Annotated in this window: 11 protein-coding genes; 7 read left to right on the plus strand and 4 right to left on the minus strand. The window is 70.1% G+C overall.

What is annotated here, in order from left to right:
* Window positions 1–13 precede the first annotated feature (13 nt).
* From AB0M59_RS20380 to AB0M59_RS20390, 3 genes are read left to right on the plus strand one after another with little or no spacing between them, the layout of a single operon-like run.
* Entirely contained in the window at window positions 14–1,216 is a 1,203-nt protein-coding gene (locus AB0M59_RS20380; RefSeq protein WP_364617083.1) for an ABC transporter substrate-binding protein, read from the plus strand.
* A gap of 1 nt (window position 1,217) precedes the next feature.
* Window positions 1,218–2,057 (plus strand): ABC transporter permease, encoded by an 840-nt coding sequence (locus AB0M59_RS20385; RefSeq protein ID WP_364617085.1) that lies wholly within the window; start codon window positions 1,218–1,220, stop codon window positions 2,055–2,057.
* 8 nt (window positions 2,058–2,065) lie between these two features.
* Window positions 2,066–2,863, plus strand: coding sequence for an ABC transporter permease (locus AB0M59_RS20390; RefSeq protein ID WP_364617087.1), 798 nt, complete (start codon window positions 2,066–2,068; stop codon window positions 2,861–2,863).
* A 1-nt stretch (window position 2,864) separates the two neighbouring features.
* On the opposite strand, the gene AB0M59_RS20395 is transcribed toward AB0M59_RS20390, so the two are convergent.
* Both AB0M59_RS20395 and AB0M59_RS20400 read right to left on the minus strand, forming a co-directional pair.
* A complete protein-coding gene (locus AB0M59_RS20395; protein WP_364617089.1) occupies window positions 2,865–3,257 on the minus strand; it encodes a peptidase inhibitor family I36 protein in 393 nt (130 codons plus the stop codon).
* Window positions 3,258–3,345: 88 nt separating this feature from the next.
* Window positions 3,346–4,125, minus strand: coding sequence for an SDR family NAD(P)-dependent oxidoreductase (locus tag AB0M59_RS20400; RefSeq protein ID WP_364617091.1), 780 nt, complete (start codon window positions 4,123–4,125; stop codon window positions 3,346–3,348).
* Between the two features lie 59 nt (window positions 4,126–4,184).
* On the opposite strand from AB0M59_RS20400, the gene AB0M59_RS20405 reads away from it, so the two are divergent.
* On the plus strand, window positions 4,185–4,739 hold the full coding sequence (locus AB0M59_RS20405) for a TetR family transcriptional regulator (RefSeq protein WP_364617093.1): 555 nt from the start codon (window positions 4,185–4,187) through the stop codon (window positions 4,737–4,739).
* Here the strand turns inward: AB0M59_RS20405 and pip are convergent.
* Window positions 4,725–5,669, minus strand: a complete 945-nt coding sequence (pip, locus tag AB0M59_RS20410) for a prolyl aminopeptidase (protein ID WP_364617094.1) — start codon at window positions 5,667–5,669, stop codon at window positions 4,725–4,727. The two genes, AB0M59_RS20405 and pip, sit on opposite strands and share 15 nt — an antisense overlap.
* 433 nt (window positions 5,670–6,102) lie before the next feature.
* Between pip and AB0M59_RS20415 the strand changes: the two genes are divergently transcribed.
* Both AB0M59_RS20415 and AB0M59_RS20420 read left to right on the plus strand, forming a co-directional pair.
* Window positions 6,103–7,029 carry an undecaprenyl-diphosphate phosphatase gene (locus AB0M59_RS20415; protein ID WP_364617096.1) on the plus strand — a complete coding sequence of 309 codons (927 nt, stop codon included), beginning with the start codon at window positions 6,103–6,105 and terminating at the stop codon, window positions 7,027–7,029.
* Between the two features lies 1 nt (window position 7,030).
* Entirely contained in the window at window positions 7,031–7,900 is an 870-nt protein-coding gene (locus AB0M59_RS20420; RefSeq protein WP_364617098.1) for a cytochrome c oxidase assembly protein, read from the plus strand.
* On the opposite strand, the gene panB is transcribed toward AB0M59_RS20420, so the two are convergent.
* Window positions 7,897–8,772, minus strand: a complete 876-nt coding sequence (gene panB, locus AB0M59_RS20425; RefSeq protein WP_364617099.1) for a 3-methyl-2-oxobutanoate hydroxymethyltransferase — start codon at window positions 8,770–8,772, stop codon at window positions 7,897–7,899. The two genes, AB0M59_RS20420 and panB, sit on opposite strands and share 4 nt — an antisense overlap.
* A gap of 238 nt (window positions 8,773–9,010) precedes the next feature.
* On the opposite strand from panB, the gene lysX reads away from it, so the two are divergent.
* Complete coding sequence (gene lysX, locus AB0M59_RS20430) at window positions 9,011–12,334, plus strand: bifunctional lysylphosphatidylglycerol synthetase/lysine--tRNA ligase LysX (RefSeq protein WP_364617144.1); 3,324 nt, start codon at window positions 9,011–9,013, stop codon at window positions 12,332–12,334.
* Window positions 12,335–12,369 lie beyond the last annotated feature (35 nt).

The following is a 12,369-nucleotide window of genomic DNA, read 5'->3' on the forward strand; positions in this document are numbered from 1 at the left end:
TCGAAGGGATGCCATGAAGAACAGGAAGACGCGGCTGACCGGGATCCTCGGCGCCAGCCTGCTGTTGGCTGCATGTGGCACATCGGGTTCGAACTCCGCCGCGCCGCCCGGCGCGCAGGGGTTCACCCCGCCGAAGCTCGAAGCGCTGAAGGCGCTCGGGCAGCCGGAGGGCCAGCTGAACGTGCTGGCCTGGCCGGGGTACGCCGAGAACGGCTCCAACGACCCGAAGGTCAACTGGGTCACGCCGTTCGAGCAGCAGACCGGCTGCAAGGTCAACGTCAAGCCGTTCGGCACGTCCGACGAGGCCGTGACGCTCATGAAGACCGGGCAGTACGACGTCGTCTCCGCCTCGGGTGACGCGTCGCTGCGGCTGGTCGCCTCCGGGGACGCCGAGCCGGTGAACACCGCGCTGGTGCCGAACTACGCCGACGTCCAGCCGTTCCTCAAGGACAAGTCGTGGAACAGCGTCGGCGGCGTCTCCTACGGCATCCCGCACGGCTGGGGCGCGAACCTGCTGACCTGGCGCACCGACAAGGTGACGCCGGCGCCGACGTCGTGGTCGGTGATGTTCGACGCGAACTCGCCCTACAAGGGCAAGGTGATCGCCTACGACTCTCCGATCTACATCGCCGACGCCGCGCTGTACCTGATGGCGCACCAGCCGGACCTGGGCATCAAGAACCCGTACTCCCTCGACGACAAGCAGTTCACCGCGGCGGTCAACCTGCTCAAGCAGCAGCGTCCGCTGGTGAGCGAGTACTGGTCGGACTACCTCAAGGAGTCCCAGGCGCTGAAGAACGCCGACGCCGTCGTCGGCACCGCCTGGCAGGTCACGGTCAACCTGACCAAGGGCGAGGGCGCGCCGCTCGAGTCGGCTGTTCCGAGCGAAGGCGCGACGGGCTGGTCGGACACCTGGATGGTCGCGGCGAAGTCGGCGCACAAGACGTGCGCGTACAAGTGGCTCGACTACATCATCAGCCCCAAGGTGAACGCCCAGGTCGCGGAGTACTTCGGCGAGGCGCCGGCGAACACGAAGGCGTGCGCGGAGATGACGGACAAGACGCTCTGCGACACCTACCACGCCAGCGACGCGGCCTACGCGTCGAAGATCGCGTACTGGACCACGCCGATCCCGCAGTGCCTCGACGGCCGCACGGACGTCAAGTGCAAGGACTACGGCGAGTGGACGAAGGCCTGGACCGAGATCAAGGGGTGACATGACCGCGCTCTCGGCCTTCTTCTACCGGAAGCCCAAGCTGCGCCTGGGTTTCCTGCTCTCGGCACCGCTGCTCTGGCTCGGCCTGGCCTACCTGGGCGCGCTCGCCGCGTTGTTCGTCACGGCGTTCTGGCACACGGACGCGTTCACCGGCCAGGTCGCCATCGAGTGGTCGCTGGACAACTTCAAGACGCTGTTCAGCGACGCGGTCTACCGCACGATCACCTTTCGCACGGTCGGGATCGCGGCGCTGGTCACGGTGATCGACGCGGTCATCGCGTTCCCGATGGCGTTCGCGATGGCCAAGCTGGCTTCGCCGCGCGCCCAGCGGATCCTGGTGATCGCGGTGATGACGCCGTTGTGGGCGAGCTACCTGGTGAAGGCGTACGCGTGGCGGTCGATGCTGTCCGGCAACGGCGCTTTGAACTGGCTTTCCCCCGGCTACGGCACAACAGCCACGATCATCACGCTCTCGTACCTGTGGCTGCCGTACATGATCCTGCCGATCTACGCGGGGCTCGACCGGCTGCCGGACTCGCTGGTGGACGCTTCCGGCGACCTAGGGGCTCGCTCACTGAGGACGTTCCGCTCGGTGATCCTGCCGCTGACGTTCCCGGCGATCGTGGCGGGCTCGATCTTCACGTTCTCGCTGTCCTTGGGCGACTACATCGCGGTGAAGATCGTCGGCGGCACGTCCCAGATGCTCGGCAACGTCGTCTACGACAACATCGGCGCGGCGAACAACCTGCCGTTCGCGGCGACGGTGGCGACGGTGCCGGTCGTGATCATGCTCGTGTACTTGGCCGCGGTGCGCCGCACCGGCGCGCTGGACAACCTCTAGGAGTCTCGGTGCGGACGTCTCGGGCGCTCTTGTGGACAGCGCTGGGCCTGGGCCTGGCGGTGATCTACTTCCCCTTGCTGGTGGTGCTGCTCAACTCGTTCAACGCCGACACGACGTTCGGCTGGCCGCCGTCCCGGTTCACGCTCGAGTGGTGGAGCCGCGCGTCGTCGAACGAAGGGGCGTTGCACGCGCTCTGGACGAGCGTCGAAGCCGGGCTGGCGGCGACGGCGATCGCGCTGCTGCTGGGCACGATGGCGGCGTTCGCGTTGCAGCGCTACCGGTTCTTCGGGCGCAACCCGGTGTCGCTGCTGATCATCCTGCCGATCGCGCTGCCGGGGATCGTGACGGGCATCGCGCTGAACAACGCGTTCCGGACGATCTTGGGCATCGACCTGGGCCTGCTGACGGCGATCATCGCGCACGCGACGTTCTGCATCGTGGTGGTGTTCAACAACGTCGTCGCGCGCCTGCGCCGGATGGGCGGAAACCTGGAGGAGGCGTCGATGGACCTCGGCGCGACGGGCTTCACGACGTTCCGGCTGGTGACGTTCCCGATGCTGCGGTCGGCGTTGCTGGCGGGCGGGCTGCTGGCGTTCGCGCTGTCGTTCGACGAGATCATCGTGACGACGTTCACGCTGGGCACGGGCATGGAGACGCTGCCGATCTGGATCTACAACAACCTGTTCCGGCCGAACCAGGCGCCGATCGTGAACGTGGTGGCGGCGGTGCTGATCGTGGTTTCGACGGTGCCGGTGTACTTGGCGCAGCGGCTGTCGGGGGACACGGCGTCGGGCGGCCGGCTCTGACTCACGGAAGAGTGCAGAAGCCGCCCGGGTAGTAGCGGAACGACCTGATGCGGTCGTTCCAGCTGATGCCGCCGCCGTACCGGGCGGTCAGGTCGTGGTCCACATCGCCCGGGTTGATGCAGAAGGAGCTGCCGCCGTAGTTCTCGCTGGAATAGAAGAAGACCGCCCCGGGCATGATGTTCTTGAGGCTGGACACCTTGCCGTTCAGGGCCGTCGGAAGCTTCGGCACCGAACCCGCCCAAGCGCCGTAGCCGTTGTGGTAGTTGATGTCCGACCACAGGCAGATGTGGTCGAAGTCGATGCTGCACTCGGCAGCCGCGGCCGACGCCGGCCCCGGAGCGACGGCCAGTCCGGCGGCGCTCAGCACCGCGCACAGGAATGCCTTGGCCCGCATCGTTCCTCCCCAAAGCCGTGAACGGATCGGGCCGACCATAGCCGGAAAACCCGAGTGCTTCGCACCGCTCGGCCCCTACCGGCCAACGTCAGTGCGCTGACCGGATCGTGCCACCGTCCACCCGGATCGTCGCGCCGCTGACGTAAGCCGCCGCCGGGCTCACCAGATACCCGACCGCCGCCGCGATCTCCTCGGGACGGCCCAGTCGGCCGACGTCGTTCGGGACCAGCTCGCGGGCCGCGGCGTGCTCGATCTCCTCCCACGACGTGCCCCAGCCGTGGTCCGGCGCGATCGATGTCAGCAATGACCGCACCGAGTCCACGAGGATCGCGCCCGGGGACACGACGTTCGACGTCACGCCCGTCCCGGCGAGGTCGCGCGCCAGCGACACCGCCAGGTTGTGCCGCGCCGCGAGTGTCGCCGTGTAGTGGGGCTGCATCGCCATCGGCTGGATCGCGAGTCCGCCGCCGATCTGGACCACCCGGCCCCAGCCGCGGGAGCGCATGCCCGGGACGAACCGGTGGATCATCCGGACCGCCGACACGACGTTCGCTTCGTAGGCAGACGCCCAGACGTCCGGCGTCGCTTCGGCCCACCCCAGGTGGTCGTACGAGCCGGCGTTGTTCACCAGGATGTCGATGTTCCCGGCCGCGGACGCCACCGCGTCCGCACCCGCGTCGGTCGACAAGTCGCCGATCGCGACGCCCGTCGCGCCGATCGACTCGGCGACCCGCCCGGCGCGGGAGACGTCCCGGCCGTGGACGACCACCGCGGCACCTTCGGCGGCCAGGAGCCGCGCGATCGCCTCGCCGAGACCGGCGCTGGAGCCGGTGACAAGTGCTCGTTTACCAGTGAGTTCGAGATCCATGAAGCACCTTCCCAAGAGGTATACACCTGTAGACTTAGCTCAAGTCTACACTCGTATACATGAGACCCCGCAACGCCGCCGCGACCAGGGAAGCGATCCTGAACTCGGCGCTCGAAGCCTTCACCCGAGCCGGGTACGACGCCGTCGGCGTGCGCGAGATCGCCGAGTCCGCCGGGGTCACCGCGATGCTCGTCAACCGCTACTTCGGCTCGAAGGAAGGACTCTTCGCCGAGGTCGTCGAGGCGGCGATGGCCGAGCGGACCGTGCTCACCGACGATCCGGCGACGCTCGCCGCGGACATCGCGGCCGTCCTGGTGCGCCGGACCGCCCCGGATGCCGGGCGGCTCGACCCGTTCCTGCTGATGCTGCGGTCCGCGCCCAACCCGCGCGCCGCGGAGATCCTGCGCGCGGGCATCGAGCGGCACGTCGAGAAGCACCTCACCGACGTCCTCCCGGACAAGAGGAACACCGAGGGCCCGGCGCTGGCGCTCGCGGTGATCGCCGGCTTCTGGGTGATGCGCACGCTCATCGGCAGCACCGAGCTCGCCCGTGCCGACGAGGGTGTCCTCGAAGCCAAGCTCGAGAAGGTGTTCGCGGTGCTACTGGCGGAATGAGTCCGTCGCCGCGCGCAAGGCCGCCAGCACCCCCGGGTCCGTCACCGCGTGCCCGGCACCCTCCAGCAGCTTCAGCTCCGACCCCGGCCAAGCCCGGTGCAGCTCGTACGCCGTGGTCGGCGGGCACACCGTGTCGTAGCGGCCCTGCACGATCACGCCCGGGATGCCGGCCAGCTTGCCCGCGTCGCGGATCAGCTGTCCCTCCTCGAGCCACGCGCCGTGCGAGAAGTAGTGGACCGCGAGCCGCGCGAACGTCAGCGCGAACGCCGGCTCCGCGTACTGCCGGACGAAGGACTCCTGGGGCTGCACGGAAACCGTCGCGCCTTCCCACGTGCTCCAAGCGACCGCCGCTCGGTGCCGGACCTCCTCGTCCGGATGGGCCAAAAGATCGCTGTACGCGGCGAGGGGGTCGTCGCGCCGGGAAGCCGGGATCGGGGCGAGGAAGGCCTCCCACTCGCGCGGGAACACGTTCGCGGCGCCGCCGCGGTAGATCCAGTCCAGTTCGCTCTGCCGCACCGTGAACACGCCCCGCAGGACGATTTCGCTGACGCGCGAAGGGTGCGTCTGCGCGTAGGCGAGCGCGAGGGTCGCGCCCCACGAGCCCCCGAAGAGCTGCCAGCGCTCGATGCCGAGCCGCTCGCGCAGGGCCTCCATGTCGGAAACCAGGTGCCAGAGGGTGTTGGCGCGCAAGTCTTCGGCGCCCGGCGTCGACTGTCCCGAGCCGCGCTGGTCGAACAGGACGATCCGGTAGGCTGCGGGGTCGAAGTGCCGCCGCGCCATCGGCGCGATCCCGCTGCCGGGTCCGCCGTGGAGCACCACGACCGGCTTCCCGGCCGGGTTCCCCGCCTCCTGGCACCGGATGCGGTGCCCGTCGCCGGTGTCCAGGAATCCTTCGGCACGCGGAGGAATCGGCGGGTAGAGCTCGTCCATGCCCGACACTCTGCCCGAGGGTCCTGGCCGTCGCCCCGACACCCCGCCGCCGAGAGCGGGACGACGACCAAGAAAAGTGGGAGCCCGCCCCCGCCGCCGGGCTGAGCGGGCTCCCGGTCTGAGTGGTCAGCCGCCCGTTGCGGGGGCGACGTCCGGGTTCGGAGAAACGACGCCGTCGGGGTGGTCACGACGGCTGGCAGTCCGCACACGCATTCCCGTCCTCCTCGTCGAGGGTTCGAATCTTCGTCGTGGCGGCGACGGGCTAAACGCTAAGCCAAGGCCCGAACGTCAGTCAAGAACATGATTGAAGTTCATATACGTGAACGCCCGCTGAGAGGACGCTGAGCGCGGCCGTGCCCCTTGCCCGGGGTTAACGAATGGGCCGGTACGTTCCGGTGTCGGGGTTTCGAAAAGTGGTACGGAAAGGCTCGGAATGTCCGCGGTGACCTACGTCGAGGCGATTGTCGTCGGCGCCTTGCAAGGGGTGTCGGAATTGTTTCCGGTGTCCAGTCTCGGCCACAGCATCCTGCTGCCCGCCTGGGTCGGCGGGCAATGGCAGCGGGACCTGAGCATCGGCAAGGATTCGCCCTACCTGGCGGTGCTCGTGGCGATGCACGTCGCCACCGCGCTGGCCCTCGTGCTGTTCTTCCGGAAGGACTGGGTGCGGATCATCCGCGGCCTGTGGACGTCGATCCGCCACCGCGAGGTCCGCACCCCCGACCAGCGGCTCGCGTGGCTGCTCGTGCTCGCCACGATCCCGGTCGGGCTGGCCGGGCTGCTGCTCGAAGGTCTGCTGCGCGACTACCTCGGCAAGCCGGTGCCGTCGGCGATCTTCCTCGCGCTCAACGGCGGAGTCCTTTACGCCGCCGAGAAGTTCTCGCGGGGGAAGCCCGCCGAAGAAGCGGACACTGTGGACTTCTCGACCGAGGAGACCCTCGTCATGCGGGCGGTCACGGTCGACGAGAGGACCGACGTCCGGCTGGCGAAGCTGAGGGTCGGCGAAGCCGTCCTGATCGGTGCGGCGCAGATCCTCGCGCTGCTGCCGGGCATCAGCCGCTCGGGCATCACGATGGTCGCGGGGCTGCGCCGCGGACTGGGCCACGAAGACGCCGCGCGCTTCGCGTTCCTGCTCGCCACGCCGGTGATCCTCGCCGCCGGCGTGCTGAAGATGCCGACGTTGTTCGCCCCGGAGAACCACGCCTCCCTCGGCCCGGCGCTCGTCGGGAGTGTCATCGCCGGGGTCGCTTCGTACATTTCTGTCCGGTTCCTCACCGGTTACTTCGAAACGCGCACCCTGACCCCGTTCGCCATTTACTGCGTCGTTGCCGGAATCGGCAGCCTGATCTTCTTCGCGGTGTGAGGTGCCGCTGACCTTCGACGTCCCCGCGGTGCTCCTGGTGCTCGCCCTGGGCGGGCTCTACCTCCGCGCCGCCCGCCACCGCGGGTGGCCACCGGGCCGGATGACGGCGTTCCTCGCCGGGCTCGGGACCATCGTGGTCGTCACCTGCTCGCCGCTGGCCGTCTACGACACGACGTTCTTCTGGGTCCGCGCGGTCCAGACCACGACGCTGCTGATGATCACGCCACTGCTGCTCGCCCTGGGCGCCCCGATCCGGCTCCTGCTGGACACGCGGCCCGCGACCTGGCTGCGGCGGCACGGCCGCGGCAAGGTGGCCCGCGCGCTGACGTTCCCGCCGGTCGTCACCCTCACCCTGGTCGTGCCGGTACTGGTGCTCTACCTGACCCCGCTCTACGACCTCACGCTGCGCTCGCCGGTGGCGGACGGCCTGGTCCGGCTCGCGCTCGTCCTGTCCGGCTTCACGTACTTCTGGACGCGGCTGGGACTGGACCCGACCCCGCGCACGGACCCGCACCTGGTGTCGGTGTGGATCGCGTTCACCGAGGTCGTCTTCGACGGCGCGCTCGGCCTGGTGCTGTGGCTCGGGCCGCTGCTCGCGCCGGCGCACTACGCGGCCGCGCACCCGGGGCTTGGGCCGGATCCCCGCACCGACCAGATCATCGGCGCGGGCGTGCTCTGGATCGGCGGTGACGTCGCCGGCCTGCCGTTCGTGGTGGCGCTGTTCATCCGCTGGGCCCGCGACGACGAGCGGCGCGCGAAGCAGATCGACGTCCAGTTGGACGAGGAAGCCGCTTCGGGCGCCGCATCGACGTCGGGGCTGTGGTGGGAGAACGACCCGGAGCTCGCCGAGCGGTTCAGGGAGCGGGGTTAGTCGTGGAAAGCGTGCTCCGGTGCCGGGAACTCGCCGCGCCGGACGTCCTCCGCGAACGCCGTCGCCGCGTTCTGCAGCACCGTCGCGACGTCGGCGTAGCGCTTGACGAACCGCGGTGCCTTCCCGCGCCGCAGCCCGGCCATGTCCTGCCAGACGAGCACCTGCGCGTCGCAGTCCGGACCCGCGCCGATGCCGACTGTCGGGATCTTCAGCTCCGCCGTGACGCGCTTCGCGGCTTCGGCGGGCACCATCTCCATCACCACCGCGAACGCCCCGGCCTCCTGCAGCGCCAGCGCGTCGGCGAGCAGCACGTCCGCCGCTTCGCCGCGCCCCTGCACCCGGTAGCCGCCGAGGTTGTGCTCACTCTGCGGGGTGAACCCGATGTGGCCCATCACCGGCACGCCCGCCGACGTCAGGGCCTCGACGTGCGCGGCGAACCGCCGCCCGCCTTCGAGCTTCACGGCGTGCGCGCGGCCCTCCTTCATGAACCGCACCGACGTCTCCAGCGCCTGCTGCGGCGAGAGCTGGTAGGAGCCGAACGGCAGGTCGGCGACGACGAGAGCCCGCTTGACCGACCGGGTGACCGCCCGGACCAGCGGCAGCAGCTCGTCGACCGTCACCGGCAGCGACGTGTCGTAACCGAAGACGTTGTTGGCCGCGGAGTCGCCGACGAGCAGCACGGGGATCCCGGCCTCGTCGAACAGCGCGGCGGTGTACATGTCGTACGCGGTGAGCATGGGCCACGGCTCGCCGCGTTCCTTGAGCTCGCGCAGGTGGTGGACGCGGACCTTCCGGCCCGAAGCCGGCTTGGGCGCGGATCCGGTGCCGTAGGGGGCCGCCTCTTCGGCGGGCCCGTTCTCGGTGGCAGACATCGTCGTCGACCGTCCTTCCCTCGAGGCCTCGGTGAGGTCCCCGGGTCGTGGAGCAGAGGCGTCTCAAAGCGTGACACGCCCCCGGACGGGCCCCAACCGCGTGCGACAAGCTTCACACCCTCGGGGACCACTCGCCGTCAGCCTTCAGGTTGATGTCCGTGGACAACCAACCCGGGTTCACTGACGTCAAGAAGAGGGCATGAGCACCGATCGGCCGCGAAAGGCGACGAAAGCAACGATGGGAACCCTCGCGAGCACACGCCCGCGCCTCCCCGCCTGGAAGGCGAGAGCGGGCGGCATCGTCGCGACCGTGGTCCAGCTGGCCGCGGTCTTCTCGGTGCTCCTCCTGTTCACGAACGGCCCGCACGGGCACCTGCTCAACGGCATCGACATGGCGTTCTCGAGCCTGAGCGTGCCGACCAGCGCGAGCCTGGTGATGGTGCTGCTGCTGGTGGTGCTGGGCGCCGCGCTGCGCCGCCGCAAGAAGGCCGCGCTGTACACGCTCGTGCTGTTCCAGGTCGTCGGGCTGGTGCTCACCCTGGCCCTGCAGGCGACGCTGCTGTGGTCGCCCGAACTGCTCTCGTTGGGGTCGAAGCAGGTCCGGCACATCCCCGTCCAGCTGTGGGCCCTCACCGCGGCCGACGTGCTGTCGGTCGCCCTGATCGGCTTCCTGCTCATGCTGCGCAGGGCGTTCCCCGCCCGGCTCGCGCCGAGCGCTTGGCGCGACGGCCTGACCATGCTTTTCGGCGGGCTCGCCGCGGTCATCCTGGTCGGCTGGGGGCTGGCGGAAGCGTTTCCCGGCCACCTCGGCGACTCGTGGGAGCGCTTCGCCTGGGTCGTCAACCACGCCACCGGTGAGAACCTGCAGCTGCGCCGGATCGGCGTCGGCGAGGGGCCGGCCTGGCTGGACGTGCTCATCGACCTGAGCGCGACCGCCGTCGCCACCGCCGCGCTGTACATGCTGTTCCGCGGTGTGCGCAGCCGTCGCCTGCGCACGGACGAAGAGGAGCTTCGGGTGCGCCGGCTGCTCGCCGAGCACGGCGAGGACGACTCTCTCGGCTACTTCGCCACCCGGCGCGACAAGAGCGTCGTCTTCGCGCCGAACGGCCGCGCGGCCGTGACCTACCGCGTCCTCGGCGGCACCAGCGTCGCCAGCGCCGACCCGATCGGCGACCCCGAGGCGTGGCCGGACGCCGTCCGCGCGTGGCTCGACGAGACGCGGACGTACGGCTGGACGCCGGGCGTGCTCGGGGCGAGCGAGCGCGGCGCGAAGGCGTACACCGACGCGGGCCTGCGCGCCCTGGAGATCGGCGACGAAGCGGTGCTCGACATCCGCGAGTTCAGCCTCGCCGGGCCGGAGCGGCGCTCGGTGCGCCAAGCCGTCAAACGCATCGAGCGTGCCGGCTACACCTCCCGCGTGCGCCGCCACGGCGAGATCCCCGACGACGAGATGGTCGAGCTGCTCGCCCGCGCCCAGGCCTGGCGCGGCGCCGAGACCGAACGCGGGTTCTCGATGGCCCTGGGCCGGCTCGGCGACCCGAGCGACGGCCGCAGCGTCATGGTCGAGGCCTACGACGCCCGCGGCGACCTGCGCGGCCTGCTGTCGTTCGTGCCGTGGGGCCGGCGCGGCCTTTCGCTGGACCTCATGCGCCGCGACCGCGACGCCGAGAACGGCCTCAACGAGTACATGATCGCCGAGGTCGTCGCGGCCGGGCAGCACTTGGGCGCGCAGCGGATCTCGCTCAACTTCGCGATGTTCCGCGCGGTCTTCTCCGAGGGCGAGCGGATCGGCGCCGGCCCGGTGCTGCGGTTGTGGCGCGGGATCCTCAGCCTCGCGTCACGGTTCTTCCAGCTGGAGTCGCTGTACCGGTCCAACGCCAAGTACGGGCCGGACTGGGAGCCGCGGTTCCTCTGCTACTCCTCGGCGCGGCGCCTCCCGCGTGTCGGCATCGTCGCGGGCGCGCTCGAAGGATTCGTCCCGACCGGACGGTCGCGGGCGCTGCGGCTGGAGACGGTCAGCGACGAGTTCGTCGCGCGCGTCCGGGAGATCGAGGAGTCCGCGGCGGTCCCGGCGGCGAAGCCGGCCCGGCGGCCGGAACAGGTCCGCGTCCGCATGGCCAAGCTCGCCAAGCTGCGCGAGGCCGGGATCGACCCGTACCCGGTCGGGTTCCGCCGGGACGACCACATCGGCGACGTCGTGAAGAAGTTCGGGGACCTGCAACCGGACAGCGGCACCGGCCACCGCGTCCGGATCGCCGGGCGCGTGCTGGCGATGCGCACGCTCGGTGGGCTGTGCTTCGCGCGCGTCAAGGACTTCAGCGGCGAGATCCAGCTGATGCTGGAGGCCGGCGAGCTCGACCTCACGGGCTGGCGGACCGGCGTCGACCTCGGCGACCACGTCGGCGTCAGCGGCCAGGTCGTCACATCGAAGCGCGGTGAGCTCTCGGTGCTCGTCGACGAGTGGACGGTCACCGCCAAGTGCCTGCACCCGTTGCCGGACAAGCGGAAGGGCCTCACCGACCCGGAGACGCGGGTGCGGCAGCGCTACCTCGACCTCGCGGTCAACCCGGACTCGACGAACATGCTGCGCCTGCGGTCCACGGTGGTCCGCGCGGTGCGCGACCGGCTGCACCACGCCGACTACCTCGAGGTCGAGACGCCGATGCTGCAGACGGTCCACGGCGGCGCCAACGCCCGGCCGTTCGTCACGCACATCAACGCCTACGACATGCGGATGTACCTGCGGATCGCGCCGGAGCTGTACCTCAAGCGGCTGTGCGTCGCCGGCGTGGAGCGCGTCTTCGAGCTGAACCGGAACTTCCGCAACGAAGGCGTCGACGCGACGCACAACCCCGAGTTCACGATGCTCGAGGCGTACCAGGCGTACGCCGACTACGACACGATGCGGACGCTGACGCGCGAGCTCGTCCAGCACGCGGCCGAGGCGGCGTACGGCGCTCAGGTCGTGCGCCGGCCCGGCGCCGACGGCAAGGTCGTCGACCACGACATCTCCGGCGACTGGCCCGTGATCACCGTGCACGACGCCGTTTCGGCGGCCTTCGGGGAGCAGGTCGACTCGGGGACGTCGGTGGCCGACCTGCGCCGGCTGTGCCTCGCCGCGGGTGTGCCGGTGGGGGAGGAGCCGAGCCACGGCGACCTCGTGCTCAAGGCGTTCGAGCACCTCGTCGAGGGCGCGACCGTGCTGCCGACCTTCTACACGGACTACCCGACCGACGTCTCGCCGCTTACCCGCCAGCACCGCGAGGACCCGCAGCTGGCCGAGCGCTGGGACCTCATCGCGTTCGGCTCCGAGGTCGGCACCGCCTACACCGAGCTGACCGACCCGATCGAACAACGGCGGCGGTTGGAGGCGCAGTCGCTGCGCGCGGCGAGCGGAGACGTCGAAGCGATGGAGCTGGACGACGACTTTTTGCTGGCCCTGGAGCACGGGATGCCGCCCACCGGCGGGCTCGGCCTGGGCGTTGACCGGCTGCTCATGATGCTCACCGGAGCCTCGATCCGCCAGACGGTCCTCTTCCCCTTCGTCCGTCCGCAGGCATAACGACTCGGTCGACGTGATCACGGTGATGCGGCCGT

Source organism: Amycolatopsis sp. NPDC051371, assembly GCF_040682155.1.
Lineage (GTDB): Bacteria > Actinomycetota > Actinomycetes > Mycobacteriales > Pseudonocardiaceae > Amycolatopsis.

What these genes read in the sequence shown, in the direction of transcription:
- AB0M59_RS20380 (WP_364617083.1), top strand. Translation starts at nt 14, where the DNA reads ATGAAGAACAGGAAGACGCGGCTGACCGGGATCCTCGGCGCCAGCCTG.
- AB0M59_RS20385 (WP_364617085.1), top strand. Translation starts at nt 1,218, where the DNA reads ATGACCGCGCTCTCGGCCTTCTTCTACCGGAAGCCCAAGCTGCGCCTG.
- AB0M59_RS20395 (WP_364617089.1), bottom strand. Translation starts at nt 3,257, where the DNA reads ATGCGGGCCAAGGCATTCCTGTGCGCGGTGCTGAGCGCCGCCGGACTG.
- AB0M59_RS20400 (WP_364617091.1), bottom strand. Translation starts at nt 4,125, where the DNA reads ATGGATCTCGAACTCACTGGTAAACGAGCACTTGTCACCGGCTCCAGC.
- AB0M59_RS20405 (WP_364617093.1), top strand. Translation starts at nt 4,185, where the DNA reads ATGAGACCCCGCAACGCCGCCGCGACCAGGGAAGCGATCCTGAACTCG.
- pip (WP_364617094.1), bottom strand. Translation starts at nt 5,669, where the DNA reads ATGGACGAGCTCTACCCGCCGATTCCTCCGCGTGCCGAAGGATTCCTG.
- AB0M59_RS20415 (WP_364617096.1), top strand. Translation starts at nt 6,103, where the DNA reads ATGTCCGCGGTGACCTACGTCGAGGCGATTGTCGTCGGCGCCTTGCAA.
- panB (WP_364617099.1), bottom strand. Translation starts at nt 8,772, where the DNA reads ATGTCTGCCACCGAGAACGGGCCCGCCGAAGAGGCGGCCCCCTACGGC.
- lysX (WP_364617144.1), top strand. Translation starts at nt 9,011, where the DNA reads ATGGGAACCCTCGCGAGCACACGCCCGCGCCTCCCCGCCTGGAAGGCG.